This is a genomic window from Streptomyces seoulensis (assembly GCF_004328625.1).
Taxonomy (GTDB): Bacteria; Actinomycetota; Actinomycetes; order Streptomycetales; family Streptomycetaceae; genus Streptomyces; species Streptomyces seoulensis.
Window position 1 is genome coordinate 3879447 of sequence record NZ_CP032229.1, and the last position, 26668, is coordinate 3906114.

The following is a 26668-nucleotide window of genomic DNA, read 5'->3' on the forward strand; positions in this document are numbered from 1 at the left end:
TGTGTCGCTCAGCTCAGTACGACGAGCCCGACGCGCCCAGCGCGCCCGTGGGGTGCCAGACCGTCTTGGTCTCCAGGAACGCCGTCAGGCGGTCGGTGCCGGGAGTCGCCGTGTAATCCACAGGCTGTGGACGGAGGACGCGCTTGAGGTTGTCCGCCGCCGCGATCTCCAGCTCCTTGGCCAGCTCGGCGTCCGCGCCCGCGAGGTCGATCGCGTTGACGTCCTGGTGCGCGGCGAGCGGGGCGCCCAGCTCGGCCGTGGCGCCGGACAGGATGTTGACGACACCGCCCGGCACGTCGGAGGTGGCCAGCACCTCGCCGAGCGACAGGGCGGGCAGCGGGGCCTTCGCCGAGGCGACGACGACCGCGGTGTTGCCGGTGGCGATCACCGGGGCCAGCACCGAGACCAGGCCCAGGAAGGACGAGTCCTGCGGGGCCAGCACCGCGACCACACCGGTCGGCTCGGGCGAGGAGAGGTTGAAGTACGGGCCCGCGACCGGGTTGGCGCCGCCCACGACCTGGGCGATCTTGTCCGTCCAGCCGGCGTACCAGACCCAGCGGTCGATCGCCGCGTCCACGACGGCGGCGGCCTTCGCCTTGGACAGCCCCTCGGCCTCGGCGACCTCGCGGACGAACTGCTCCTTGCGGCCCTCCAGCATCTCGGCCACCCGGTACAGCACCTGACCGCGGTTGTACGCGGTCGCGCCGGACCAGCCGCCGAACGCCTTGCGCGCGGCGACGACCGCGTCACGGGCGTCCTTGCGGCTCGACTGCGGCGCGTTCGCCAGCCAGTTGCCCTTGGAGTCGCTCACTTCGTACACCCGGCCGCTTTCGGAGCGGGGGAACTTGCCCCCGACGTACAGCTTGTAGGTCTTGAAGACGGAAAGTCGGGTGGCATCAGACATCGAGGTACGCCTCCAGGCCGTGGCGGCCGCCCTCGCGGCCGAAGCCCGACTCCTTGTAGCCGCCGAAGGGCGAGGTCGGGTCGAACTTGTTGAACGTGTTGGACCAGACGACCCCGGCGCGCAGCTTGTTCGCCACGGCCAGGATGCGGGAGCCCTTCTCGGTCCAGATGCCCGCCGACAGCCCGTACTGGGTGTTGTTGGCCTTGGCGACCGCCTCGTCCGGGGTACGGAAGGACAGGACCGAGAGCACCGGGCCGAAGATCTCGTCGCGGGCGATGGTGTGCGCCTGGGTGACGTTCGTGAACAGCGTCGGGGCGAACCAGTAGCCGGACGAAGGGATTTCACAGGCGGGGGACCAGCGCTCGGCGCCCTCCGCCTCGCCCTTGTCCGCCAGCTCGGTGATCCGGGCCAGCTGCTCGGCGGAGTTGATCGCGCCGATGTCGGTGTTCTTGTCCAGCGGGTCGCCGAGGCGCAGCGTGGACAGGCGGCGCTTGAGGGCGTCCAGCAGCTCGTCCTGGATCGACTCCTGGACCAGCAGCCGCGAGCCCGCGCAGCAGACCTGGCCCTGGTTGAAGAAGATGCCGGTGACGATGCCCTCGACGGCCTGGTCGATCGGGGCGTCGTCGAAGACGATGTTGGCGCCCTTGCCGCCCAGCTCCAGGGTGAGCTTCTTGCTCGTGCCCGCGACCGTGCGGGCGATCTCCTTGCCGACGGCCGTGGAGCCGGTGAAGGCGACCTTGTTCACGTCGGGGTGTCCGACCAGCGCCGCGCCCGCGTCGCCGTAGCCCGGCAGGATGTTGACGACACCCTTGGGCAGGCCCGCCTGGCGGCAGATGTCCGCGAAGAACAGGGCGGACAGCGGGGTGGTCTCGGCGGGCTTGAGGACGACCGTGTTGCCGGTGGCCAGCGCCGGGGCGATCTTCCACGCCAGCATCAGCAGGGGGAAGTTCCACGGGATGACCTGGCCGGCGACGCCCAGCGGGGCCGGGTCGGCGCCGAAGCCGGCGTGGTCGAGCTTGTCGGCCCAGCCCGCGTAGTAGAAGAAGTGCGCGGCGACCAGGGGGAGGTCCGCGTCGCGGGTCTCCTTGATCGGCTTGCCGTTGTCCAGCGTCTCCAGCACGGCCAGCTCGCGGCTGCGCTCCTGGATGATGCGGGCGATGCGGAACAGGTACTTGGCGCGCTCGGCGCCGGGCAGCGCCGACCAGGACGCGAACGCCTTGCGGGCGGCCTTGACCGCGCGGTCCACGTCCGCCTCGCCGGCCTGGGCGACCTCGGAGAGGACCTCCTCGGTGGCGGGGGAGACGGTCTTGAAGACCTTGCCGTCGGCGGAGTCGGTGAACTCGCCGTCGATGAACAGGCCGTAGGAGGGCGCGATGTCGACGACGGCGCGGGACTCAGGCGCCGGTGCGTACTCGAAGAGGGAACCCATGGTGATCAGTCCACCGTCACGTAGTCGGGGCCGGAGTAGCGGCCGGTGGCCAGCTTCTGACGCTGCATCAGCAGGTCGTTCAGCAGCGAGGAGGCGCCGAAGCGGAACCAGTGGTTGTCCAGCCAGTCCTGGCCCGCGGTCTCGTTGACCAGCACCAGGAACTTGACCGCGTCCTTGGTGGTGCGGATGCCGCCCGCGGGCTTCACGCCGACCTGGACGCCGGTCTGGGCGCGGAAGTCGCGCACCGCCTCCAGCATCAGCAGGGTGTTGGCGGGGGTGGCGTTGACGGCGACCTTGCCGGTGGACGTCTTGATGAAGTCCGCGCCCGCCATCATGCCCAGCCAGCTCGCGCGGCGGATGTTGTCGTACGTGGACAGCTCGCCGGTCTCGAAGATGACCTTCAGACGGGCGCTGGTCCCGCAGGCTTCCTTCACGGCGGTGATCTCGTCGTAGACCTTGAGGTAGTCGCCCGCGAGGAACGCGCCCCGGTCGATGACCATGTCGATCTCGTCCGCGCCCGCCGCGACCGCGTCCCGCACGTCGGCCAGCTTCACGCCGAGGGCGGCACGGCCGGCCGGGAAGGCGGTGGCGACCGAGGCGACCTTCACGCCGGAACCGGCGACGGCCTCCTTGGCGACGGCCACCATGTCGGGATAGACGCAGACGGCGGCGGTCGTCGGGGACGTCCGGTCCGTGGGGTCCGGATGGACCGCCTTGGCGCCGAGCGCCCGGACCTTGCCGGGGGTGTCCGCGCCTTCCAGCGTGGTCAGGTCGACCATCGAGATGGCGAGGTCGATGGCGTACGCCTTCGCGGTGGTCTTGATGGAACGGGTGCCGAGCGACGCGGCACGCGCCTCCAGACCGACCGCGTCGACGCCGGGCAGCCCGTGGAGAAAACGGCGCAGCGTGCTGTCGGACGCGGTGACGTCGGCGAAAGCCTTCGCGGGGGATGTGGTGGGGGTACCACCCTGTTCGAGCGGAGCCGAGAGCTTGGGGGAGGGCATGGTCACCAGCCGAGCATATCTACGCGCGTAGCGGCTGTATAGCCCCGGGGGCGGGGTTGTGGGGGGTCACACCGCCGCAGGTCACGGATGCGTTCCTCTCTCGGGCCGGGTAGTGGCTGTCGCGTCCCCTTCGTGCAGAATCGGGACCATGACGACCCCGGACCACCAGTCACCCGCGTCGGCGCCCGTGGTGCCCGCCGCCAGGGACCGGATCTACCGCTCGCCGATGGGACTCGTGGGCGGTGTGCTCCTGCTGGCCCTCGTCGTCTGGCTCGGCTGCGACGCGCTGTTCCGAGGCCACGGGCGGGTGCCGTGGCTGGCGCTGGCCGTGATGATCCTGGTCGTACCGCTGGTGACGGCGTTCACGCTGCGCCCGGCGGTCTTCGCCAACCAGGAACGCCTCCGGGTCCGCAACCCCTTCCGCGTGATCCTGCTGCCCTGGGGCGAGCTGGCCACCCTGCGCTCGGGTTACTCCAACGAGGCCCTGGCCACCTCCGGCACCAAGTTCCAGCTCTGGGCGATCCCGGTCTCGCTGCGCGCCCGCAAGCGCGCGGCCAACAAGCGGGCGAAGGCGGCGGCGCAGGCGGCCCGCGGGGGCAGCGGCCCCTTCGCCGGGCCCCGCTTCGGCATGTTCGGCGGCGACGCCTCCGTCCCCGACGTCTCGGCCGGCCGCGCCCGCGCCGAGACCGACAAGGTCATGGACGACCTCCGCGACCTCCACGAACGCCACGGCGAGGCGGAACACGCCCAGGGCGAGATCACCACCCGCTGGGCCTACGAGATCCTGGTCCCGGCCCTCGCGGGCGCCGTACTGCTGGCGATCCTGCTCGTCACGGGCTGACCCCGGCCACGGTCGGCGGCGGACGGAGCGACTCCGGCCGCCGCCGATTTCTGTGACGCGCTCTCTTCGCGCCTCCGCGCGCGTCCCACCGACATCCGAAGGACAGAGGAAAGACGGCAGTGAAGACCCGGCGCGGCTGGCGCGCGAACACGAAGGCGCCGGAGAACCGGTACAAGCTGAGCCTCCTGCGCGCGATGACGGCCGGGGCGCGGCTGTCGCGCGACCGGAGGGCATGGATCGCCGCAGGCGCCGTGCTGCTGGTCGTGGTGGCGGCGGGGGTGTGGGTCCACCTCGCCGGACGGCAGGACGGGCCGCCCGACACCCGCGCCCGCCAGTACAAGGAGTTCGACGCCTGCCTGCTGACCGGCGACAAGGGCATCGCGGAGGGCACCCGCGCGGCCTCGGCGTGGCAGGGCATGCAGCGGGCGTCGTCGGAGACGCGGGCCCGGATCAACTACGTGCCGGTGACGGGCGCGCAGTCGGTGACCAACACCCGGCCGTTCCTCAACAGTCTGATGCAGCGCCAGTGCGGTGTCCTGATAGCGGTAGGCGCCCCCCAGGCGCGGGTCGCCCAAGAGGCGGCGGCCCAGCATCCCGAGGTGCGGTTCGTCCTCGTCGACGGGGCGTCAACTGCCGGGACGGGCAAGGCCGGGAACGTCACCGTGGCCCAGCCGGACGAGTCGCTGCCGGGTGTGGTGGCCGACGTGATCGGGCGGGCCGTGGACGCCTCCGGGCAGTGACACACGGGGAGTTGTAGTAAAGATCAGTTAAAAGTGATGACCTTGTGTAGGTCAAATGATCGAAGGTGAGAAAAACTTACGAAGTTTTGCTGACTTCTTAAGTTAAGGCTCTCCCATGCGTGTTCGCTGGGTCCGTAGCCCTCGCTTGTTCCCGCCGGGCGGTTCCGGCAGACGTCGAGCGAGGGCTACGGCTCTTTCGGTACTTGTCTCCCTCTCCTTCATGCTCACCACCGAGACAGCGGCGGCCACCGGCGCCACCCTGCCGGCGCTGAGCATGCCCGAACTGTCCTTCGCCGGCCTGGCGAAGTGGGTCCACAGTTCCTCCCTCGACACTCCTGACCAGCAGGGCGGCACCGCGCGGGGCAAGAGCCACCACGCCTCGTCGGCGGCCACCAGCACCAACCACACGGCCGGACACGAGCCCGGCCGGGGCAAGGGTGAACTCGGCGCGTACCAGCGCCATGTGACCCAGCCCGAGAAGACCACCACCAAGGCCCTGGCGTCGGGGAAGAGCTTCAACCTCCGCACCAGCAAGCGGAACGCCAAGAAGTCCACCGCGACCTCGGACTACTTCGTCAACGCCGACGGCTCCACCACCGTGCGCCACTACGACGTACGGGCCAACTTCAAGTCGGCGGACGGCACCTGGAAGCCGATCGACACCAGCCTGAAGAAGAGCGACGACGGCCGGTTCGAGCAGACCGCCAACTCCGTCGACGTCGACTTCGCCCCGGACGCGGCCGACGACCGGCTGGCCTCTCTCGGCCTCGGCAACGGCCGTTCGGTCGCGTACTCCCTCCTCGGCGCCCGTGAGACCGAGGCGTCGAAGGACGAGAACGGCACCCTCCTCTACGCCGACGCCCTGCCCGGCACCGATGTGCAGCTCGCGCCGATCGCGGACGGCTTCAAGGAGAACCTCGTCCTGCGTTCCAAGGACGCGGACAACTCCTGGCTGTTCGCGCTGGACGCGAAGGGGCTGACCCCGCGCATCGGCAAGAACGGCGACGTCGAGTTCACCGGCGCCGACGGCAAGGTCGCCGCGACCGTCCCCCATGCCTACATGGAGGACTCGCGCATCGACCGCCGCTCCGGTGACGGCGCCCGCTCCCGCGAGGTCACCTACGAGCTGACCACCGTGGACGGTGAACCGGTGCTGCGGATGACCGCCGACCGGGCCTGGCTGGACGACCCCGAGCGGGTCTACCCCGTCACCGTCGACCCGACGACGGTCGTGAACGCCAGCCAGGCGACGTACGTCCAGAACGACTACAACTCCAACCGCTCGGCGGAGAACCAGATCAAGGTCGGTTCCTACGACGCGGGCACCACCAAGGCGAACTCCTTCCTCCAGTTCTCGTCGCTGGGTTCGACGATCGCCGGACGGCAGGTCTCCGCCGCGACGCTGAACGTCTGGGCGCTGTGGTCCGCCACCTGCACCCCCGAGGCGTTCTCGGTCTACCCGGTGACCCAGTCGTGGTCCCCGTCGACGACCACCACCTACCCGGGTCCGGCGTACGGCTCCGCCCTCGGCTCCACCACGCCCGCCCCCGGCGCCTCCTGCACCAACAGCACCGGCAGCACCGGTGTCGGTGTGAAGATGCCGGTGTCGCTGTCGACGTCCTGGTTCACCCAGGTCGCCGCGGGCGGCGTCAACTACGGCCTGGCGCTTGCCGCGCCGACCGGTGACGGACTGCACTGGAAGAAGTTCCACTCCGACGACTCGGCCACCTCCGGCTGGCGTCCGTCTCTCGACCTGACCTACGGGACCAACGTCGAGCCGCAGGTCAACGCTTCGTACCCGCCTGAGAACTTCCAGGCCAACACCCTCCAGCCGGAGCTGCTCGTCTACGCGAGCGATGCCGACAAGTCGCCCAACGCGGCGCTGTCGTACTCCTTCGAGGTGTACGACGCGGACTCCGGCAGCACCACGCCCGTCGTCACCTCCGGCGCCCTGACCAAGGGGAGCTGGAAGATCCCGGCGGGCAAGCTGAAGTGGTCGAAGAACTACGCCTGGTACGCGGGGGTGAGCGACGGGCTCGACGAGACGACCTACTCCAGCCGGTTCACCACCGCCGTCCCGCAGCCCCCCGTCACCTCGGGCCTGGCCCAGAACACCGACGGCCACGACTTCGACCCGAGTGACGCCAACTTCACCACCGACGACTCCGACGCGGACGTCGAGGTGGTCGGCCCCTCGCTGGAGATCGACCGCTCGTACAACAGCATCGATCCGCGGGTCGACGGTGCCTTCGGCGCCGGCTGGTCGACGGTCGCCGACATGAAGGCCGCCGAGGTCAAGAACCCGTCCGGCGCCGTCACCAGCGTGATCATCACCTACCCCGGTGGTGAGCAGGTCGCCTTCGGCCGCAACACCGACGGCTCCTTCCAGCCTCCGCTGGGCCGGTACGCGCGGCTCCAGCCGGTCACCGACGGCTACTCGCTGACGGACAAGGACTTCACCGAGTACGCCTTCACGCAGACCACCGCCAAGGCGGGCACGAAGGCGATATCCAGCATCAAGGACTACGCGGGCCGCACGGAGACGTTCAGCTACAACGCCTCCAAGCAGCTCACGAAGATCACCAACGATAAGTCGCAGCGCTCGCTCGGCCTGACCTGGATCACGCCGTCCGGCGCCACCACGGCGCACGTCGCCTCGGTCGCGACCGACGCGGCGGTCAAGGACGACTCGTCCACGGTCCAGACCTGGAACTACGGCTACAACGGCGACCAGCTCACCACGGTCTGCCCGCCGGCCACCCCCACCAAGTGCACCACCTACGGCTACGCCACCGGCAACCACTACCGCACCACGGTGCTGGACGCCGACCCGTACGCCTACTGGCGGCTCGGTGAGGCGTTGGGCGCCACCGTCGCGACGGACACGGTCGACAACAACCAGGGCCGCTACAACGGCCTCTACCACAACGTGACGCTGGGCGGCGCGTCCGTCCTCGCCGGTTCCACCCAGAAGACGGCCGGCTTCAACGGCACCACCTCCTACGTGGAGATGCCGAGCGCGCCGGGAGCCACGCCGTCGTACATGACGGTCTCGCTGTGGTTCAAGACGACCACCGCGGGAGGTGTCCTCTTCTACTACGGCGACAAGCCGCTGAGCGACTCCGACCCGGTCGCCAACACCAAGAAGAACACGCCCGCCGTGTACGTCGGCACCGACGGCAAGCTGCGCGGCTGCCTGGCCATGTCGCCGGGATGCATGTCGACGATCACGTCGGGCGCCTCGGTCACCGACGGCCAGTGGCACAACGCCGTGCTCACCGGCATGGCCACCAGCCAGACCCTGTACCTGGACGGTGTCTCGCAGGGCTCGCTGAGCGGCACCATCAACGACTGGGAGCAGCCCTACCTCTCCCTCGGCGCCGGTGTGAACACCGACGGCTGGCCCTCGATGAACCCGAACGACAAGCTCGGGCACTACACGGGCCAGATGGCCGAGGCCGCCGTCTACTCCGAGCCGCTCGACCCCTCGGTGATCACCGCGCAGTACCAGGCCGCCAAGCGGTCCGCCGGTCTGCTGAACAAGATCACCACGCCCGGCGGGAAGACCCAGGCGTCGGTCGTCTACGGCACCACCGACGACCTGGTCAAGCAGACCACGGACTCCGAGGGCGGCACCTGGAAGCTCAACCCGCCTGTCGTCACCGGCTCCTCGCAGGTCTACCGCTCGGCGGTGATGGGCTCGGTCCCGGCCGGTTACTGGCGACTCTCCGACACCCTCGGCGCGCAGCAGGCGGCCAACGAGGTGCACACCGGGTTCGGCACGTACAACACCGTCACGCAGGGCGTGGCCGGTCCGTTCGGCGCCGGTGACGTGACCGCGGCGTCCTTCGACGGCACGTCGTCGTACGCCGAGATCCCGTACGCCCCCTGGCACCGCTCGGGCGACCGCGCCGTGGAGCTGTGGTTCAAGACCAGTGCTCCCGGTGTGATCCTCTCCGACCAGGCCCAGGCGCCCGCCGGCACCCCGTCCGGGTCCTGGAGCCCGCTGCTGTACGTGGGCACCGACGGCAAGCTGCACGGCCACTGGTGGAGCGCCACCGGCTCGGGCGCCTTCGGCTCCACGGCCGCCGTCAACGACGACACCTGGCACCACGCGGTGCTGTCGGCCTCCGGCACCACCCAGACGATGTACCTGGACGGAGCCAAGCAGGCCGACTTCACCGGCGCGGTGGGCGACCAGAGCAACACGCGGTCGTTCGTCGGCGCGGGCTTCGCCAAGTCCTGGGAAGCCTCTCCCGGCGACCTGAGCTTCTTCACCGGCTCCATCGCCGAGGTCGCCACCTACGGCCGCCCGCTGACGGAGGACCAGGTCGAGCAGCACTGGTCGGCGTACAAGGCGTCGTCCGGGGTCGCCCCGGTGCGCACGGTCACGCTGACCGACCCGACCGACAAGACACTGAAGTACGTCTACGACGCGGAGATGGGCAACCGTCTGCTGGCCGCGATCGACACCGAAGGCAACCGGACGACCTACGGCTACGACACGGGCGGCTTCCTGCACACCGTGACCGACGCCAACGGCAACCGGAGCACCACGGGCTACGACGTGCGCGGCAACACGGTCTCGCAGACCAGTTGCCAGGACACGACGGCGGACAAGTGCGCCACCGAGTACTACACGTACTACCCGGACGCCACGACCGCCTTCCCGGCGATGGACCCGCGCAACGACCTGCTGCTCACCGAGCGGGACGGCCGTTCCTCGGGCCCCACCGACAACACCTACCTCACCAGCTACTCCTACGACACCGGCGGCAACCTGCTGTCGGTCACCAGCCCCCCGGTCCCCGGTAGTCCGGGCGGCCGTACCGCCAGCACCACGTACACCACGGCGTCCACCCCGGCCGCCGAGGGCGGCGGCGCCCTGGCACCGGCCGGCCTGACGGACACCGTCACCACGCCGGGTGGCAGGACGACGAAGTACACCTACTTCTCCACCGGCGACCTGGCCTCGGTCACCGACGCCAACGGCGCGAAGCTCACGTACACCTACGACAGGCTGGGCCGGCAGATCTCCCGCACGGAGACCTCGGACGCCCAGCCCTCCGGCCTCACCACGTCCCAGACGTACGACAAGAACGACCAGGTCCTCACCGAGACCGGCCCCGCGGTCACCAACCGCGTCACGGGTGCGGTGCACCAGGCGAAGACGACCACGGGCTTCGACGACGACGGCAACGTCACCTCGCAGACCGTCGCCGACGTCCGGGGCGGTGACGCCTCGCGTTCGACGTCGCTGACGTACGACGCCTACAACCGTCTCGCCTCGCGAACGGACCCCGGCGGCGGCACCACCTCGTTCGAGTACGACGTCTACGGCAACAAGGTGAAGGAGACCGACCCGCTGGGGACGGTCAACACCTACACCTTCGACGCCGAGGGACGCGCCCTCACCACCAGCCTGCTCGGCTATACCGGCGACCCGAACAACCCGTCGGCGCCGACCACGCTGGTCCAGGAGTCCCGCGCGTACGACCCGGCGGGCAGGCTCGCGTCGGTCACCGACGCGATGGGCTGGGTGACGGCGTACACCTACACCGACGACGGCCTCTCCGCCTCGGTCACCCGCAAGGACCCGGCGAACGGCAAGCAGTTCGTCGAGGAGGCCAACACCTACGACCCGGCCGGAAACCTGATCAAGCAGGTGACCAACGACGGCCGGACCACGTCCACCTTCGCGGTGGACGCGGCCGACCGCGTCGCCTCGTCCGTGCTCGACCCGACGGGCGTCAACCGCAGCACCAAGGTCTCCTACGACCCGGACGACAACGTCGTGACGGAGACCGAGACCGACCCGGCCACCGGTGACGTCGACCGGACGGACACCCGCTACGACGCGCTGGGCAATGTCACCGGCTACACGGAGCACGACGGCACCACCGCTCCCGTGGCCCGCTGGAAGCTGTCGGAGCCCAGTGGCCTCACCGCCCAGGACTCCTCCGGCGGCAACAACAAGGTGGCACTGGGCAGTTCGGTCACCCGCTCCACCGAGAAGGGCGGTTCCGCCGTCCTCAACGGCACCACCACGGCCTACGGGCAGGCGAACGGTCCGGCGGTCAACACCAGCGGTGACTTCACCGTCTCCGCCTGGGTCAAGCTCGGCAGCACCGCCGCCAACAGCACCTTCCTCGCCCAGGACGGCAAGCTCAACAGCGGTTTCCAGCTCTACTACTCCACGGTCTACGGCTGGACCTTCAACCGCCACTCCACGGACGCCGCCGGCGCCGCGACCGTCCGGACCAGCTCCGGCACCGCCGCGGTCAAGACCGGCACCTGGACCCACCTCACCGGTGTGTACGACCAGGCGTCCGCCTCGCTGAAGCTGTACGTCAACGGCGCCCAGTCGGGCACCACGACGTCCTTCACCTCACCCTGGGAGGCCACCGGCCCGCTCCAGATCGGCCGCCGCCTGTTCAACGGCACCTACGCCGAGAACGCGCAGGGCTCCATCGCCGACGCACAGGTCTACGGCGACGCGCTGAGCGCGTCCCAGGTGTCCGCCCTGGCGGGCGGCACGCTTCCGGCGGCCGGAAGTTCGGTGCACACCAACACCTGGAAGCTGGACCAGCGGGGTCTGCCGCTGTCCTCGACCGACGAGCTCGGCAACACCACGGACTACGCCTACGACGAGGCCGCTCAGCAGACCATGGTCACCGAGCCGGTCGTCAACGCCGAGAAGGACGGGGGCGCACCCAGTGCCCTGCGGCCGATCTCGATGACGGGCTACAACACCTTCGGCGAGGCCACCGAGACGTCCGACCCGCTGGGCAACGTCACGACCACGGCCTACGACGCCGAGGGCCAGGAGACCTCGACCAAGCTGCCGGACTACACCGCGCCGGGCGCCTCCACGCCGATCACGGCCACGTCCTGGAACGAGTACAACAAGCTCGGCCAGGTCACGGCGGAGGTCGACCCGCTGGGCAACCGTACGTCCTACACGTACACCCAGCTCGGCGACGTGGCCTCGGTCACCGAGCCGGGCGGCGGCAGGTCGACGATGGTCTACGACGCCAACGGTGACCTGTTGTCGTCGAACAGCCCGGGCGGTGCGCGCCAGGAGTCCACGTGGGACTACCTCGGCAATGAGCTGACCAGCACGGACATCGTCCGCCAGCCCACGCAGCGGGCGTACACGGCGATCAACGAGTACAACGCGCCGGGCGGTGACCTCTCCCGCCGGGTGAGCCCGACCGGTGTCTCGGCGTCGTACAAGTACAACGCCCTCGGCGAGACCACCGAGGTGACCGACGGGGCGGGCAACGTCTCGAAGTTCACCTACACCATGGACGGTGACGTCCTCACCGCGACGGACCCGGACAACACCAGCACCAAGAACACCTACGACGGCTTCGGCCAACTGACCGGCACCAGCGAACTGGACGCGGGCGGCGCGGTGCTGCGCACCAGCGGCTCCACCTACGACCGCGCCGGAAACCCGTTGTCGGTGACCGACTACCGGGGCCACACCACCACCTTCACCGTCGACCCGACGGGTCTGGTGACCGAGGCGGTGGAGCCGGTCTCCGCGACCGAGTCCATCACCACGTCCTTCGGCTACGACGTCGCGGGCAACCGCACCCGCTTCACCGACGGCCGGGGCAACCCGTTCATCACCACCTTCAACAAGTGGGGGCTGCCCGAGTCCGTCATCGAGCCGTCCACCCCGGACCAGCCCGCCGCGGCCGACCGCACCTACACCACGGTGTACGACGCGGGTGGCCGGGTGGCCGAGCAGCGGTCACCGGGCGGCGTGACCATCGCCAACGAGTACGACACGAAGAGCCGGCTGGTGAAGCAGACCGGTTCGGGTGCGGAGGCCGCGACGGCCGACCACACCTACGCGTACGACGCCGACGACCGCGTCACGGCCGTCGCCGGCGCCGGAGAGGACGACGACCACTTCACCTACGACGACCGGGGAGCGCTGCTCACGGCCTCCGGCCCGTCGGGCAGCTCGTCGTTCGCCTACAACGGCGACGGCGCGATGACGTCCCGCACGGACGCCTCGGGCACATCGTCCTACGGGTACGACACGGCGGGCCGGCTGAAGACGGTCGACGACGCGGTCACCGGCTCCAGGGCGACCTACACCTACAACGTCGACAACGCCGTCACGCAGATCGACTACGGCACCGGCAAGTCCAAGCGCGCGTTCAGCTACGACGCGCTGCAGCGCATCACCGGTGACAAGCTGACCTCGCCCAGCGGCAAGGTCCTGTCCTCCATCACCTACGGGTGGGACGACAACGACAACATCACGTCGAAGACGACCACCGGTGTCGCGGGCGCGTCCACCAACACGTTCGCGTACGACTGGTCGGACCGGCTGACGTCCTGGAACAACGGCACCACCACGGAGGTCTACGGCTACGACGCCTCGGGCAACCGCACGAGGGTCGGCGGCGACACGTACACCTACGACGCCCGCAACCGGCTCACCTCGGACGGCCACAGCACCTACGCGTACACCAAGCGCGGCACGCTGAGCTCGATCACGGACGAGTCCGGGACCCGGACCGATATGAAGGCGGACGCCTTCAACCGCGTCATCAACGAGGGCGACCGCACGTACACGTACGACGGTCTGGACCGCGTCCTGAAGGCCAGGGACGTGGGCGGCGCGGACGTCTTCTCCTTCCAGTACAGCGGTGACGGCAACGACGTCGCCTCCGACGGCTCGGCGACGTACAGCCGCAGTGCCGACGGTTCGCTGCTGGGCATCAAGTCGGGCACGTCGTCGGTGCTGGCGCTGACCGACATCCACGACGACCTGGTCGCGCAGTACACCGACTCCGGTGAGACGCTGAGCGGTTCGGCCAGTTACACGCCGTTCGGCAAGGTCTCCGCCTCGGCGGGGATGCTGGGCAACCTCGGTTACCAGTCCGGCTGGACCGACCCCGAGACCGCCCAGGTCAACATGGCCGCGCGCTGGTACTCGCCGCAGACCGGCCAGTTCAACAGCCGGGACACCGTCAGCAACGATCCGCTGCCGGACTCGGTGAACGCCAACGCGTACGCGTACGCCAACCAGAACCCGATGACGGGCGTCGACCCGACCGGGCACTGGTTCGGCTTCGTGAAGAAGGCGTTCCACAAGGTCGCCAAGAAGGTCAAGAGCAAGGCCAAGTCGGCCTGGAAGAAGACCAAGCACGCGGTCAAGACCGTCGCCAAGAAGGTCCGCAAGGCGGCCAAGCACATCAAGAAGGCCGTCAAGAAGGTCGTCCACAAGGTCCGCCGGGCGGCGCGCAAGGTCGTGCACTACGTCCACGACAGCGTCAAAAAGGTCAAGAGATACGTCAAACGCACCTATAAGAGCGTCAAACGCTATGCCCACAAGGTCGTCCAACACGTCAAACAGCGGGCCCGGCAGGTAGCCAAGGCGGTCAAGCACGTAGCCGCCAAGGCTGCCGACCTGGGCAAGAGAGCCATCAAGAAGGTCGGCCGGGGCGTCAAGGCAGCCGCCAAGGCGACGGGCAACTTCGTCAAGCAGCACGCCGCGACGATCGTGTCGGTCGCGGTGGGCGTGGCGGTCTTCACCGGCTGCACCGCTGCGACCTGGGGCGTCGGCGCGGTCGGCTGCGCGGCCCTCGCGGGCGCGGCGGCCAACGGCGTCGGCTACATGATGAGCGACGGCCCCAAGTCCGTCGGCGGTTTCCTCGGGTCGGTGGCCATCGGCGCCGCGACCGGTGCCCTCGGTGGTGCGGCCGGTGGTGCCGCCTCCGGCGCGGTGGGCCGACTGCTCGCCGGCGCCGGCGGCAAGGTTCTCAACGGCGCGGCCATGGGCGCGGCGGGCGGAGCCGCGGAAGGCGCGGTCGGCTACGGCGTCTCCTGCGCGTCCAGCGAGGAGGGCTGCAGCGCGAGCGGCGCGGCCAAGGCGTCGGCGGTCGGCGCGGTGACGGGCGGCATCTTCGGCGCCGCGGCGAGCAAGTTCGGCCGCAAGGGCTGCACGCCGCACAGCTTCACCGGCAGCACGGGCGTCCTCATGGCGAACGCCATGGTGAAGCCCATCTCCCAGGTCAAGCCCGGCGACTACGTCCTGACGGCCGAGCCCGGCAAGACGAAGAAGGAGAAGCACAAGGTCAAGTCGGTGATCGTCACCAAGACCGACCGTGACTACGTCGACGTCGCCGTCGCCACGAAGTCCGGTGTGAAGACGATCCACACAACGAAGCACCATCAGTTCTACGAGGTGACTCGAAACAGGTGGACCCAGGCCGGCGAACTCCAGGCGGGCTACGAGCTTCAGGACGGCGACGGCAGCCACTCCAAGATCACCAGGGTGGCGTCGTACACGTCCCAGGGTGTCACCTACGATCTGAGCATCGAGGGCCTGCACACGTACCAGGTGGCGGCCGGTGAAATTCAGGTCCTCGTGCACAACGACAGTGCAGCGGCTTGTCCGACCGGAGGTGCACGATTCGAGGTTGACTCCGAAGGGACAGTGACCGACAGCCAAGGCCCTGCCATGCCGACGAGGAAGTACAACAGGAAGCGTGACTACGGCGGGGCTCAGACTCGCGGTCCCGCCGGGCGAGCCGCCAGGAAGGCCGGTGCAGGCACACGTTGCCTGGATTGCGGAGAGGTGCAGGTGGAGGGAACTTCGACCCAGCCCGTACCTGAGCACGACCCGCCACTCGGCGAACACTACTATTTCCATGACGGGTGGAAGATGACGGACGCTGAGCGGCGTGAATACGCGAAAGCGGGTATCAATGGCACGCGATGCCGGGCCTGCCAGAGCAGTCAAGGGGGCAGGCTGTCGGGTGCGCTGACGAAGCTTGCGAACGCGTTCGGAATGAGGAAATGACCATGGAGTCATTGATTGGCAGCCGTCAGGGTGTGCTCGACCGGCATCTGCGCAGATTCTGGCCAGGAACTCAGCATGTGGACGGCCGGTGGAATGCCGGTCCCATCGATGAGGTGCTGCCGGATTTTCGGGTACGGTGCATTGAGCCGACGGATCCGTCCGAGCCCTGGGTCTACGTATCGATGGGTGCGTCGATCGTCGGAGAAGGCGCCCACGAGTTCGCTCTGCTCTCTCCGTACGCGTTTCAGCGGCACCTGGAAACGGTGACCATGGTTGCGCACTGGCAGGCAGTCGGGCGGAATGCGGATGTGGGCTCCGTGCTCGCCCTCGGATGGCCCTGGATGGAGGGAAGCGAGGCGGACCACCTGGTTGTCGCTCCCCTCCACGCTTACCCGTCGGGATACGACAGTTTCCTCGATGGGAATCAGGAGGTGGACATCCTGTGGCTGATCCCGATCTACGCCAATGAGGCCGCTTACGTGCGTAGGCGAGGTTTCGAGGCTCTTGAAGATAGATTTGAGAGAGCCGACGTCAACCTGTTGGATCCGCGTCGTGGCTCGGTTCTGGGTACCGCAGTTGTTTCCTGAGGCCCATTAAGCGAAGAGCCGTCTGAGTGCAGTCACAGAAGCCCCGCCGAAATACTTCGGCGGGGCTTCTGTCGAATATGCCTTCCTGGCCGGTGAACGGTGTGTCGCGTGGTGGCCGGAGGAAGTTCACGAGACCCGGCGTTCAGACCTTGTAGTAAAGGTCGAACTGCCGGTTGCTGCCCGAGTTGTTCGTGATGCCGAAGCACAGGCGGGGGGCGCCCGCGCCCGTGTAGATCGCCATGCCCTCCGGTTCGCGGGGGTCCGCCGCCGCGTCCGCCTCCGAGTGGGTGCTGGCGATGTAGCCCGTCGTGGGGTCGTTCGCCGTGCCGTTGAGGTCGAAGGACGTCGTGTGGACGGCCCACTTGTCGACGCCGGTCAGGGTGCTGGACGGGGTCGTGGTGCGGGGATCGCCGTCGAGCATGTAGACGTACTGGCCGTAGGACGTGAAGCCCTGGAAGGTGGCCGGGGTGGTGGGGTCCGGGGTGCCGTCGGCCTTGTACTTGTAGAGCGGCGGCTGCTGGATGCGGGCCAGGGGGGCCGGGAGGGTGCCGGTGCCGGCCGTGGCCGCCGCCGCGGCCAGGTCGTACGCCGCGAACCAGTGGTCGGAGCCCAGCGCGTAGCGGATCAGCAGGATGTTGTGGTCCGCGTCCACCGACGGCGTCATGGAGGTCGCCGCCGGGTCCGGTGAGCCGAAGCGCTGCACGGACGGGTGGCTGGTCCACAGCACCGTCTTGGTGGCGAAGGGGAAGCGGACGAACTCCTGCCCGTACCCGCTGCGCCCGGACCCCGCCTCGGTCCACACGTACGCCGGGTTCCCGCCGCTCGCCGGCTGGACGCCGAGGGAGACCCCGTGGCCGAAGCCCAGCAGGTACATGTACCCGTTGACCGCGCCGGTGGCGATGTCGTGCCGGGTCAGACAGAGGTCGCCCGACTCCGCGTGTTCGTCGCCACCGATGGACGCCGTCACCGCGACCTGGCTGCCCGAGCGGAGGTAGGCGATCTGACTCGCCCCGGCCACCTGGAGCGTGTAGAAGTGCCCGGCCGCCGAGTCGAAGGCGATGCCCTGGAGCGTGGTCGAACTGTCCTGGTTGGCGACACCGGCCAGCCAGCGGGTGGAACCGGCGGCGACGTCGATCAGCGCGGTCCCGCCCGGCACGCTCGCCGGATTGTCCACGGGCGCGGCCACCGCCGCCTGTGCGGGCAGCCCCAGCCCGGCGGCGGCACCGGCGGCGAGGCCGGTACCGCCACGGATCAGACTGCGGCGCGTCATGTTCATGGTCATGACGGGGACACTAGTGGTCGGGCCCGCCCCGGCCACCAGCCCCTTGTGCAGATCTTGACCTCGGAGGAAGCCCCCGAGTCAGATCCCCGCCGCCTCCGACAGGTCCCGCTTGATCGCCGTCAGCAGTTCGGTCGCCCGCGCACGGGCCGCCGGGAGGGCGGCGCGGTCGGCGACCGGGACCACGACCTCCAGGTAGCACTTCAGCTTGGGCTCGGTGCCGCTCGGGCGGACGATGACGCGGGCGCCGTCCAGGGTGTAGCGCAGGCCGTCTGTGGGCGGGAGGGTGGCCGTGCCCCGGGTGAGGTCCTCCGCCGAGGTGACCGGGAGGCCGGCCAGGGAGGTCGGCGGGTGCTCGCGCAGGCGGCGCATCGCGTCCGCGATCACCGACAGGTCCTCCACCCGTACCGAGAGCTGGTCCGTGGCGTGCAGACCGTGCTTCAGCGCGAGGTCGTCGAGGAGGTCGAGCAGGGTCCGGCCCGACTCCTTCAGCTGTGACGCCAGCTCGGTGATGAGCAGCGCGGCGGTGATGCCGTCCTTGTCCCGCACGCCCTCGGGGTCCACGCAGTAGCCGAGCGCCTCCTCGTACCCGTACCGCAGGCCGTCCACGCGGGCGATCCACTTGAAGCCCGTCAGGGTCTCCTCGTAGCCAAGACCGGCCTTCTCGGCGATCCGGCCCAGCAGGGAGGAGGAGACGATGGACTCCGCGAAGGTGCCGGTGACGCCCCGGCCCACCAGGTGCGCGGCGAGCAGCGCGCCCACCTCGTCACCGCGCAGCATCCGCCAGTCGCCGCCGTCGCGTACGGCCACCGCGCAGCGGTCCGCGTCCGGGTCGTTGGCGATCACGAGGTCCGGTTCGGTGGCGGTCGCCCGCTCGAAGGCGAGGTCCATCGCGCCGGGCTCCTCCGGGTTGGGGAAGGCCACGGTCGGGAAGTCCGGGTCGGGCTCGGCCTGTTCGGCCACCAGCACCGGCTCCGGGAACCCGGCCCGCGCGAACGCCGCGAGCAGCACGTCCTTGCCGACGCCGTGCATCGCCGTGTAGACGGTACGGGCCGTGCGGGCCGACCCCTCGGCGAGCACCGCGTCCGTACGCGCCAGATACGCGTGCGGCACCTCGTCGCCCAGCACCTCCCAGCCGGACTCCGGCCGGGGCACGTCGGCGAGCGCGCGCACCGCGTCGATCTCGGCGGCGATCTCCGCGTCGGCGGGCGGCACGATCTGGGAGCCGTCGCCGAGGTACACCTTGTAGCCGTTGTCGCGCGGCGGGTTGTGGCTGGCCGTGACCTCCACACCGGCGACCGCGCCCAGGTGCCGTATGGCGTAGGCGAGGACCGGGGTGGGCAGCGGGCGCGGCAGCACGGCGGCACGCAGTCCGGCGCCGGTGATCACGGCGGCGGTGTCCCGCGCGAAGTCGGCCGACTTGTGCCGGGCGTCGTAGCCGATGACCACCAGGCCGCCCGTCTCGCCCTTGGCCTTCAGATACGCGGCGAGTCCGGCGGCGGCGCGGATCACGACGGCGCGGTTCATCCGCATCGGGCCCGCGCCCAGCTCGCCGCGCAGCCCGGCGGTGCCGAACTGGAGCGTGCCGCTGAACCGCTCGGCCAGCTCCGCCGTGTCCCCGGCGTCGATGAGCTTCGCCAGCTCCTCGCGGGTCTCGGCGTCGGGGTCCTCGGCCAGCCATGCCTTGGCCCGTGCGATCACTTCGTCCTGCACCTCGGGTGAACCTCTCTCTCGATGTCTGCGCTGCCGTCCTCGGCTACAGCCGGTTCAGCACCTGTCCCAGCAGCTCGCCCATGCGCGCCGCCGAGTCGCGGCCCGCCTGGAGGACCTCCTCGTGGTTCAGCGGCTCGCCCGTCATGCCGGCGGCGAGGTTGGTGACCAGGGAGATGCCCAGCACCTCGGCGCCGGCCTCGCGCGCGGCGATGGCCTCCAGCACCGTGGACATGCCGACCAGGTCCGCGCCGATCACGCGGGCCATGCGGATCTCGGCCGGGGTCTCGTAGTGCGGGCCGGGGAACTGCGCGTAGACGCCCTCCTCCAGGGAGGGGTCGATCTCCTTGCACAGGGCGCGCAGGCGCGGCGAGTACAGGTCGGTGAGGTCGACGAAGTTGGCGCCGACGATCGGGGAGGTGGCCGTCAGGTTCAGGTGGTCGCTGATCAGCACCGGCTGGCCGGGGCGCATGCCCTCGCGCAGACCGCCGCAGCCGTTGGTCAGCACGATGGTCTTGCAGCCGGCGGCGACGGCGGTACGGACCCCGTGCGCGACGGCGGCGACGCCACGGCCCTCGTAGTAGTGGGTGCGGCCCAGGAAGACCAGGGCGCGCTTGTCACCGAAGGTGTACGAGCGGATCTTGCCGCCGTGCCCCTCGACGGCCGGCGGCGGGAAGCCGGGCAGCTCGGTCACCTGGAACTCGGCGTCGGGCTCGCCCAGGGCGTCCACGGCGGGAGCCCAGCCGGAGCCCATCACGAGGGCCACGTCGTGGGTCTCGGCGCCGGTGAGTTCGCGCAGGCGCGCGGCGGCGGCGTCGGCGGCGGCGTGCGGGTCGCCCTGGCGGTCGTCCGGAAGGAGAGATGCGTTCACGCGGATGAGGGTAGCCGGTGTTCTCCTACGCGCGTAGATGACAGAGCCCATGGGAATGCGATCGTTGTCATGCAGATTTCGACAAAGGCTGGGCAAAAGGGCTGCGCACCGGCCGTACGGCGTCCAGTGCGGTGCCAGTGAGGACCCGCCGCACCCGCTTCCCGCCGGGTGCGGGACAATGGGGTACGTGACTCGGATCGTGATCATCGGTGGCGGACCCGGCGGATACGAGGCGGCGCTGACGGCCGCCCAGCTCGGCGCGGAGGTGACCGTCGTGGACTGCGACGGTCTGGGCGGGGCGTCGGTGCTGACCGACTGCGTGCCGTCGAAGACCCTCATCGCCACGGCCGAGGTGATGACCACCTTCGACTCCTCCTACGAGGAGCTGGGCATCATCGTCGCCGACGACACCCCGCACATCGAGCAGGCGGCCCGGGTGGTCGGCGTCGACCTCGGCAAGGTCAACCGCCGGGTGAAGCGGCTCGCGCTCGCCCAGTCCCACGACATCACCGCCTCCGTCACCCGGGCCGGCGCCCGTGTCATGCGCGGCCGGGGCCGCCTTGAGGGCATGCAGGCCCTGGACGGCTCCCGCAAGGTCGTCGTCACCGCCGCCGACGGCACCGAGGAGACCCTCACCGCCGACGCCGTGCTCATCGCCACCGGCGGCCACCCGCGCGAGCTGCCCGACGCCCAGCCGGACGGCGAGCGCATCCTCAACTGGACCCAGGTCTACGACCTCACCGAGCTGCCCGAAGAGCTGATCGTGGTCGGCTCCGGCGTCACCGGTGCCGAGTTCGCCGGCGCCTACCAGGCGCTCGGCTCCAAGGTCACCCTGGTCTCCTCGCGCGACCGCGTGCTGCCCGGCGAGGACCCGGACGCCGCCGCCGTGCTGGAGGACGTCTTCCGCCGCCGGGGCATGAACGTGATGGCCCGCTCCCGCGCCCAGTCCGCCAAGCGGGTCGGCGACCGGGTCGAGGTCACCCTCGCCGACGGCCGTGTGATCACCGGTACGCACTGTCTGATGGCGGTCGGCGCGATCCCGAACAGCGCCGGGCTGGGCCTGGAGGAGGCAGGGGTCAAGCTGCGCGACTCCGGGCACATCTGGACCGACAAGGTCTCCCGCACCAGCGCCCCCGGCGTGTACGCGGCCGGTGACGTGACCGGTGTCTTCGCGCTGGCCTCCGTCGCGGCGATGCAGGGCCGGATCGCGGTCTACCACTTCCTCGGCGACGCGGTGGCCCCGCTCGACCTCAAGACGGTCTCCTCCAACGTCTTCACCGACCCCGAGATCGCCACCGTCGGCTACAGCCAGGCGGACGTGGACGCGGGCAAGATCGACGCGCGTGCGGTGAAGCTGCCGCTGCTGCGCAACCCGCGCGCCAAGATGCAGGGCATCCGGGACGGCTTCGTCAAGATCTTCTGCCGGCCCGGTACCGGGATCGTGGTCGGCGGTGTGGTCGTCGCGCCGCGCGCCTCGGAACTCATCCACCCCATCTCGATCGCCGTCGACAACAACCTGACGGTCGAGCAGATCGCCAAGGCGTTCACGGTCTACCCCTCGCTGTCCGGCTCGATCGCCGAGGTGGCCCGGCAGTTGCAGAGCCGCAAGTCGGGCGGGGCGGGCTGACCGGCGGGGCCTTCGTGGCCCATGCGGGCGGCATAGTCGGCCGGTAGGTCCCTATATCACTTCCAGGGTCCGGTTGCGAACAACTTCTGCTATTCGGCGCAAACTGCTGAAAGCAGACGGTCGTTGGGGTTACTGTCAGTTTCGTGTTCGCTGCAGAACGTCGTCAACTGATCCTCGAAATGGTGCGAGCGAACGGGGCCGTGTCGCTCCGTGAACTCGCCCGCGTCGTCCAGACCTCCGAAGTGACCGTACGGCGGGACGTGCGCGCGCTGGAGGCAGAAGGACTCCTCGACCGCCGGCATGGCGGTGCGGTACTGCCGGGTGGATTCACGCGAGAATCCGGCTTTCCGCAGAAATCCCATCTCGCGACCGCGGAGAAGACGGCCATCGCCGACGTCGCCGCCGGGCTGGTCGAAGAGGGCGAGGCCATCGTGGTCGGCGCCGGTACGACCACCCAGGAGCTGGCCCGCAGACTGGCCCGGGTACCGGGTCTGACCGTGGTCACCAACTCCCTGCTGGTGGCGCAGGCGCTGGCCCATGCCAACCGGGTGGAGGTCGTCATGACCGGCGGCACCCTGAGGGGCTCCAACTACGCCCTGGTGGGCTCCGGCGCCGAGCAGTCCCTCCAGGGGCTGCGCGTCTCCAAGGCGTTCCTCTCCGGGAGCGGCCTGACCGCCGAGCGCGGGCTGTCCACGTCCAACATGCTGTCGGCCTCCGTGGACCGGGCCCTGGTCCAGGCCGCCTCCGAGGTCGTGGTCCTCGCCGACCACACCAAGCTGGGCACGGACACCATGTTCCGTACGGTGCCCACCGAGGCGATCACCCGCCTGGTCACCGACGAGCCCCCGGCCCACGACGACCGCGCCGCCACCGAGCTCCAGGCCCTGGCCGACCAGGGCGTGCAGATCACGGTGGCCGGAGCGGCCGGCGCCCCGGCCCCGGAGCAGCCCCAGGCCCCCCGAGGCCAGCGCTCCTCCCAGCTCCCCGGCCCCCGCCGCGGCCAGGTCCCCGGCGCCCCCCTCCGCGGCGTCCTGGGCGACCAGCCCCCGGACCGCGCCCGAGTGGCGGACCTGCGCCGCAGGTAGCGCCTCGACGGGGCGTCACGGCCGTCGGGGTCACCGGTCACCCGTTCCCGGGTGAACCGTTCCTTCGGCCGCTCCTGGGCCGTGCCGTGCCGAGCGTGCGCTCCGAGGACGGCCGGACAAAGGCCGATGCCCGGCGGACCGTGTGCGGTCGCCGGGCATCGGGGTGATGACGTCGTGTCAGTCCTTGATCTCGCAGATCGGGGCGCCCGAGGTGATGGAGGCGCCGATTTCGGCGAGGAGTCCCTTCACCGTGCCGGCTCGGTGGGCGTTGAGGGGCTGTTCCATCTTCATGGCTTCCAGGACGACGATGAGGTCGCCTTCCTGGACGGTCTGGCCCTCTTCGACGGCCACCTTGACGATGGTGCCCTGCATCGGGGAGGCGAGGGTGTCGCCGGAGGCCACGGGGCCGGACTTCTTGGCCGCGCGGCGCTTGGGCTTGGCGCCCGCCGCGAGACCGGTACGGGCCAGGGACATGCCGAGCGACGAGGGGAGGGAGACCTCCAGGCGCTTGCCGCCGACCTCGACCACGACCGTCTCACGGCCCAGCTCCTCGTCCGCGTCCGCGTCGGCGGGGGCGGTGAAGGGCTTGATCTCGTTGACGAACTCGGTCTCGATCCAGCGGGTGTGGACCGTGAAGGGGTCCTTGGAGCCGGTCAGCTCCGGCGCGAAGGCCGCGTCCCGGACCACCACGCGGTGGAACGGGATGGCCGTGGCCATGCCCTCGACCTGGAACTCGTCCAGCGCCCGCGCGGCGCGCTCCAGCGCCTCCTTGCGGGTGCGGCCGGTCACGACCAGCTTGGCCAGCAGGGAGTCCCACGCCGGGCCGATGACCGAGCCGGACTCCACGCCCGCGTCCAGGCGGACACCGGGGCCGGCCGGGGGGTCGAAGCGGGTGACCGTACCGGGGGCGGGCAGGAAGCCCCGGCCCGGGTCCTCGCCGTTGATGCGGAACTCGAAGGAGTGCCCGCGCAGCTCGGGATCGCCGTAGCCCAGCTCCTCGCCGTCGGCGATGCGGAACATCTCGCGGACCAGGTCGATCCCGGCGACCTCCTCGGTCACGGGGTGCTCGACCTGGAGGCGGGTGTTGACCTCCAGGAAGGAGATCGTGCCGTCCTGGCCGACCAGGAACTCACAGGTTCCGGCGCCCTCGTAGCGGGCCTCCTTGAGGATGGCCTTGGACGCCCGGTACAGCTCCTCGACCTGGGCCTCGGAGAGGAACGGCGCCGGGGCCTCCTCCACCAGCTTCTGGTGGCGGCGCTGGAGCGAGCAGTCACGGGTGGAGACGACGACCACGTTGCCGTGCTTGTCGGCCAGGCACTGGGTCTCCACGTGCCGCGGACGGTCGAGGTAGCGCTCCACGAAGCACTCGCCCCGGCCGAAGGCGGCGACGGCCTCGCGCACCGCCGAGTCGTACAGCTCCGGCACCTCTTCCAGGGTGCGGGCGACCTTCAGACCGCGACCGCCACCGCCGAAGGCGGCCTTGATCGCGATCGGTAGGCCGTGCTCCTTGGCGAAGTCGACGACCTCGTCCGCGCCCGAGACCGGGTCCGGCGTACCGGCGACCAGCGGGGCACCCGCGCGCTGCGCGATGTGCCGGGCGGCGACCTTGTCACCGAGGTCCCGGATCGCCTGCGGCGGCGGGCCGATCCAGGTCAGTCCCGCGTCCAGCACGGCCTGGGCGAACTCGGCGTTCTCCGAGAGGAAGCCGTAGCCGGGGTGGATGGCGTCCGCGCCGGACTCCCGCGCGGCGTTCAGGACCTTGTCGATGTCCAGGTAGCTGGTGGCCGGGGTGTCACCGCCCAGAGCGAACGCCTCATCCGCGGCCCGGACGTGCAGAGCGTCCCGGTCCGGGTCGGCGTACACGGCCACGCTCGCGATGCCTGCGTCCCGGCAGGCCCGCGCCACACGGACAGCGATTTCGCCACGGTTGGCGATGAGCACCTTGCGCACGATTGAGGCTCCCTCCTTGAAACAAGCCGAGTTTAGGGACAGCCGACACGGCACATCGACCCGTCCCCAATGGTGAGCTTGCCCACACGGAGCGTGATGCGAGGCCCGCTCGACCCGCGAAAGCCCTTGTCGCACCTCGGTACGCAGGACTCCACCGGAAAACCCTAGCCCCGCCATGTGGTCAAGGTCTCTGTGAGAGCGTGCTGCGGGCCACGCGGTTTCTTTGTGGAGTCCCTACGAATGGCCCAATGATTCTTTGCCGCCGGCCGAGGTCTTGTCCCCTGTCGTACCCATGAGTAGCGTTCGCGCTGGACCGGCGTACTGCCGGTAACAGGCGATCCGCGCGGGGGCGGCGGCGAAGGTGGGGTGGGGCCGGTGGTGCGCAGACCGGTGGCTTGGATCGTGACGGTCGTCCTGCTGGCCGAGGCGGTCGGCGTCGCGGCGGTGAACTGGCTGCTCGGCGTGGTGGTGGGCAACCAGCGGATGTCCCTGGCCGGCCTCGACCCCGATGTGATGGCGACGTCCTCGAAGGTGGGAGCCGTGGTCTTCGGGCTCTACTTCGCCTTCTGCGCCCTGGTGGCCCTGCTGGTCGCGGTGCGCGACCGCGCCCCGGCCGGCCTAGGCCGGGTCCTGCTGATCAGCGCCGCCGTGGTGAACGGCCTGCTGGGAGCGGTCGCCTGGGGCCTGGTGGGCACCGGCGCGTTCCTGGCGATGATGGTGGTCCTCGCGCTGCTGGTGCTGCTGCTGGTGACGTACGACCGTCCGCGCGACACGGGCGCCCGCCCGGCGGGCACGCCCGGTGCCGGAGGCGCCCCGGAGGCCGCCCCCGAACCGGAGCCCACGTCCACCCCTACGGGTGACCCTCAGGGCCGTACGGCCGACACCCGGAACATCACTCGGACGGCGCCCACAACTCCGTGATCCCGACACCCAGTTCGCCGAGCAGCTTGCGGACCAGGGGGAGGCTGATGCCGATCACGTTGCCGTGGTCGCCCTCGATGCCCTCGATGAAGGGCGCCGAGCGGCCGTCCAGGGTGAAGGCCCCGGCGACGTGGAGGGGCTCGCCGGAGGCGACGTAGCGGGCGACCTCCTCGTCCGTGGGCTCGCCGAAGCGGACCACGGTGGAGGCGGTCGCGGAGACGTACCGCTTGGCGGCGGTGTCCCAGACGCAGTGCCCGGTCTGGAGGACCCCGGCGCGGCCGCGCATCGCCTTCCAGCGGGCGGTGGCTTCCTCGGCGTCGGCGGGCTTGCCGAGCGCCTGCCCGTCCAGCTCCAGCACCGAGTCGCAGCCGATCACCAGCGCGCCCTGCACCTCGGGCCGGGCGGCCACCACGGACGCCTTGGCCTCGGCGAGGGCGAGGGCCAGTTCGGCGGGGGTGGGGGCGGTGACGGCGTCCTCGTCGAAGCCGCTGACGATCACCTCGGGCGCCAGCCCGGCCTGCCGCAGCAGACCCAGCCGGGCGGGGGACTGGGAGGCGAGAACGAGGCGGCGGCGCTGGTCTGTCATGCGATCAGCCTAGCGCCGGACCCCGCCTCGCCCGAGCCCTCACCTCAGCCCGATGACGATCATCGCCAGCACCATGGCCAGGGCCATGAAGAGGCCGAGCCGCCTGAGCTTCTCCTCCATCCGGCGGAGTTCCTCGGGCGGCTCGTTCTCCGGGTCTGACCACAGCATGGCTCCAGCGTGCGGCGCGGCCCGGCCCGCGCGCCTGAGTACCCGTACTCAGGTTCCGGACACGACCTAGGTGTATTGATCATGAGCGTTGTTGACACGGCTGGGGTCTTGAACATGGCGAAGACCTCCGGTGTG

16 protein-coding genes are annotated in these 26668 nt (G+C 70.2%); 7 read left to right on the forward strand and 9 right to left on the reverse strand.

The features are described from left to right. Positions 1 to 13 precede the first annotated feature (13 nt). The 3 genes from D0Z67_RS18225 to deoC are packed head-to-tail and all read right to left on the reverse strand — an operon-like array spanning position 14 to position 3337. The gene (locus D0Z67_RS18225) at positions 14 to 904 is read right to left on the reverse strand and encodes an aldehyde dehydrogenase family protein (RefSeq protein WP_031180696.1); all 891 of its coding nucleotides are present in this window, start codon (positions 902 to 904) and stop codon (positions 14 to 16) included. Further along, the gene (locus tag D0Z67_RS18230) at positions 897 to 2333 is read right to left on the reverse strand and encodes an aldehyde dehydrogenase family protein (protein WP_031180695.1); all 1437 of its coding nucleotides are present in this window, start codon (positions 2331 to 2333) and stop codon (positions 897 to 899) included. Before D0Z67_RS18230 ends, D0Z67_RS18225 begins: the two co-directional genes overlap by 8 nt. Positions 2334 to 2338: 5 nt before the next feature. After that, positions 2339 to 3337 carry a deoxyribose-phosphate aldolase gene (gene deoC / locus D0Z67_RS18235; protein ID WP_031180694.1) on the reverse strand — a complete coding sequence of 333 codons (999 nt, stop codon included), beginning with the start codon at positions 3335 to 3337 and terminating at the stop codon, positions 2339 to 2341. A gap of 148 nt (positions 3338 to 3485) precedes the next feature. Between deoC and D0Z67_RS18240 the strand changes: the two genes are divergently transcribed. From D0Z67_RS18240 to D0Z67_RS18255, 4 genes are all read left to right on the forward strand, one after another. Continuing rightward, positions 3486 to 4178 (forward strand): PH domain-containing protein, encoded by a 693-nt coding sequence (locus D0Z67_RS18240; protein WP_031180693.1) that lies wholly within the window; start codon positions 3486 to 3488, stop codon positions 4176 to 4178. Positions 4179 to 4297: 119 nt separating this feature from the next. Next, positions 4298 to 4918, forward strand: a complete 621-nt coding sequence (locus tag D0Z67_RS18245; RefSeq protein WP_037774783.1) for a type 1 periplasmic-binding domain-containing protein — start codon at positions 4298 to 4300, stop codon at positions 4916 to 4918. 220 nt (positions 4919 to 5138) lie between these two features. Next, entirely contained in the window at positions 5139 to 15749 is a 10611-nt protein-coding gene (locus D0Z67_RS18250) for a LamG-like jellyroll fold domain-containing protein (RefSeq protein ID WP_234312713.1), read from the forward strand. Positions 15750 to 15751: 2 nt separating this feature from the next. Next, positions 15752 to 16336 carry a suppressor of fused domain protein gene (locus D0Z67_RS18255; RefSeq protein WP_031180690.1) on the forward strand — a complete coding sequence of 195 codons (585 nt, stop codon included), beginning with the start codon at positions 15752 to 15754 and terminating at the stop codon, positions 16334 to 16336. Between the two features lie 142 nt (positions 16337 to 16478). Here the strand turns inward: D0Z67_RS18255 and D0Z67_RS18260 are convergent, their stop codons facing one another. The 3 genes from D0Z67_RS18260 to D0Z67_RS18270 all read right to left on the reverse strand — a co-directional run bounded on the left by D0Z67_RS18260 (position 16479) and on the right by D0Z67_RS18270 (position 20196). Beyond that, entirely contained in the window at positions 16479 to 17618 is a 1140-nt protein-coding gene (locus D0Z67_RS18260; protein ID WP_031180689.1) for a hypothetical protein, read from the reverse strand. Positions 17619 to 17696: 78 nt separating this feature from the next. Next, on the reverse strand, positions 17697 to 19328 hold the full coding sequence (locus D0Z67_RS18265) for a phospho-sugar mutase (RefSeq protein WP_031180688.1): 1632 nt from the start codon (positions 19326 to 19328) through the stop codon (positions 17697 to 17699). Positions 19329 to 19371: 43 nt separating this feature from the next. After that, the gene (locus D0Z67_RS18270) at positions 19372 to 20196 is read right to left on the reverse strand and encodes a purine-nucleoside phosphorylase (RefSeq protein ID WP_030806759.1); all 825 of its coding nucleotides are present in this window, start codon (positions 20194 to 20196) and stop codon (positions 19372 to 19374) included. Positions 20197 to 20374: 178 nt separating this feature from the next. Here D0Z67_RS18270 and D0Z67_RS18275 point away from each other — a divergent pair, with 178 nt between their 5' ends. Together D0Z67_RS18275 and D0Z67_RS18280 are read left to right on the forward strand one after the other, a co-directional pair. Beyond that, a complete protein-coding gene (locus tag D0Z67_RS18275) occupies positions 20375 to 21823 on the forward strand; it encodes an NAD(P)H-quinone dehydrogenase (protein ID WP_031180687.1) in 1449 nt (482 codons plus the stop codon). A 179-nt stretch (positions 21824 to 22002) separates the two neighbouring features. Beyond that, positions 22003 to 22908, forward strand: coding sequence for a DeoR/GlpR family DNA-binding transcription regulator (locus D0Z67_RS18280; RefSeq protein ID WP_031180686.1), 906 nt, complete (start codon positions 22003 to 22005; stop codon positions 22906 to 22908). 177 nt (positions 22909 to 23085) lie between these two features. Here the strand turns inward: D0Z67_RS18280 and D0Z67_RS18285 are convergent, their stop codons facing one another. After that, positions 23086 to 24858, reverse strand: coding sequence for an acetyl/propionyl/methylcrotonyl-CoA carboxylase subunit alpha (locus tag D0Z67_RS18285; protein WP_031180685.1), 1773 nt, complete (start codon positions 24856 to 24858; stop codon positions 23086 to 23088). A 390-nt stretch (positions 24859 to 25248) separates the two neighbouring features. Between D0Z67_RS18285 and D0Z67_RS18290 the strand changes: the two genes are divergently transcribed. Further along, a complete protein-coding gene (locus tag D0Z67_RS18290) occupies positions 25249 to 25779 on the forward strand; it encodes a hypothetical protein (RefSeq protein WP_234312710.1) in 531 nt (176 codons plus the stop codon). Here D0Z67_RS18290 and D0Z67_RS18295 read toward each other — a convergent pair. Both D0Z67_RS18295 and mmpB read right to left on the reverse strand, forming a co-directional pair. Continuing rightward, the gene (locus D0Z67_RS18295; protein WP_031180683.1) at positions 25751 to 26365 is read right to left on the reverse strand and encodes a Maf family protein; all 615 of its coding nucleotides are present in this window, start codon (positions 26363 to 26365) and stop codon (positions 25751 to 25753) included. The genes D0Z67_RS18290 and D0Z67_RS18295 overlap by 29 nt on opposite strands. A 39-nt stretch (positions 26366 to 26404) precedes the next feature. Beyond that, positions 26405 to 26533 (reverse strand): morphogenic membrane protein MmpB, encoded by a 129-nt coding sequence (gene mmpB, locus D0Z67_RS30420; RefSeq protein ID WP_267974112.1) that lies wholly within the window; start codon positions 26531 to 26533, stop codon positions 26405 to 26407. Positions 26534 to 26668: the final 135 nt, after the last annotated feature.

What these genes read in the sequence shown, in the direction of transcription:
- D0Z67_RS18225 (WP_031180696.1), bottom strand. Translation starts at nt 904, where the DNA reads ATGTCTGATGCCACCCGACTTTCCGTCTTCAAGACCTACAAGCTGTAC.
- D0Z67_RS18230 (WP_031180695.1), bottom strand. Translation starts at nt 2,333, where the DNA reads ATGGGTTCCCTCTTCGAGTACGCACCGGCGCCTGAGTCCCGCGCCGTC.
- deoC (WP_031180694.1), bottom strand. Translation starts at nt 3,337, where the DNA reads ATGCCCTCCCCCAAGCTCTCGGCTCCGCTCGAACAGGGTGGTACCCCC.
- D0Z67_RS18240 (WP_031180693.1), top strand. Translation starts at nt 3,486, where the DNA reads ATGACGACCCCGGACCACCAGTCACCCGCGTCGGCGCCCGTGGTGCCC.
- D0Z67_RS18250 (WP_234312713.1), top strand. Translation starts at nt 5,139, where the DNA reads ATGCTCACCACCGAGACAGCGGCGGCCACCGGCGCCACCCTGCCGGCG.
- D0Z67_RS18255 (WP_031180690.1), top strand. Translation starts at nt 15,752, where the DNA reads ATGGAGTCATTGATTGGCAGCCGTCAGGGTGTGCTCGACCGGCATCTG.
- D0Z67_RS18260 (WP_031180689.1), bottom strand. Translation starts at nt 17,618, where the DNA reads ATGACCATGAACATGACGCGCCGCAGTCTGATCCGTGGCGGTACCGGC.
- D0Z67_RS18275 (WP_031180687.1), top strand. Translation starts at nt 20,375, where the DNA reads ATGGGGTACGTGACTCGGATCGTGATCATCGGTGGCGGACCCGGCGGA.
- D0Z67_RS18280 (WP_031180686.1), top strand. Translation starts at nt 22,003, where the DNA reads ATGGTGCGAGCGAACGGGGCCGTGTCGCTCCGTGAACTCGCCCGCGTC.
- D0Z67_RS18295 (WP_031180683.1), bottom strand. Translation starts at nt 26,365, where the DNA reads ATGACAGACCAGCGCCGCCGCCTCGTTCTCGCCTCCCAGTCCCCCGCC.
- mmpB (WP_267974112.1), bottom strand. Translation starts at nt 26,533, where the DNA reads ATGCTGTGGTCAGACCCGGAGAACGAGCCGCCCGAGGAACTCCGCCGG.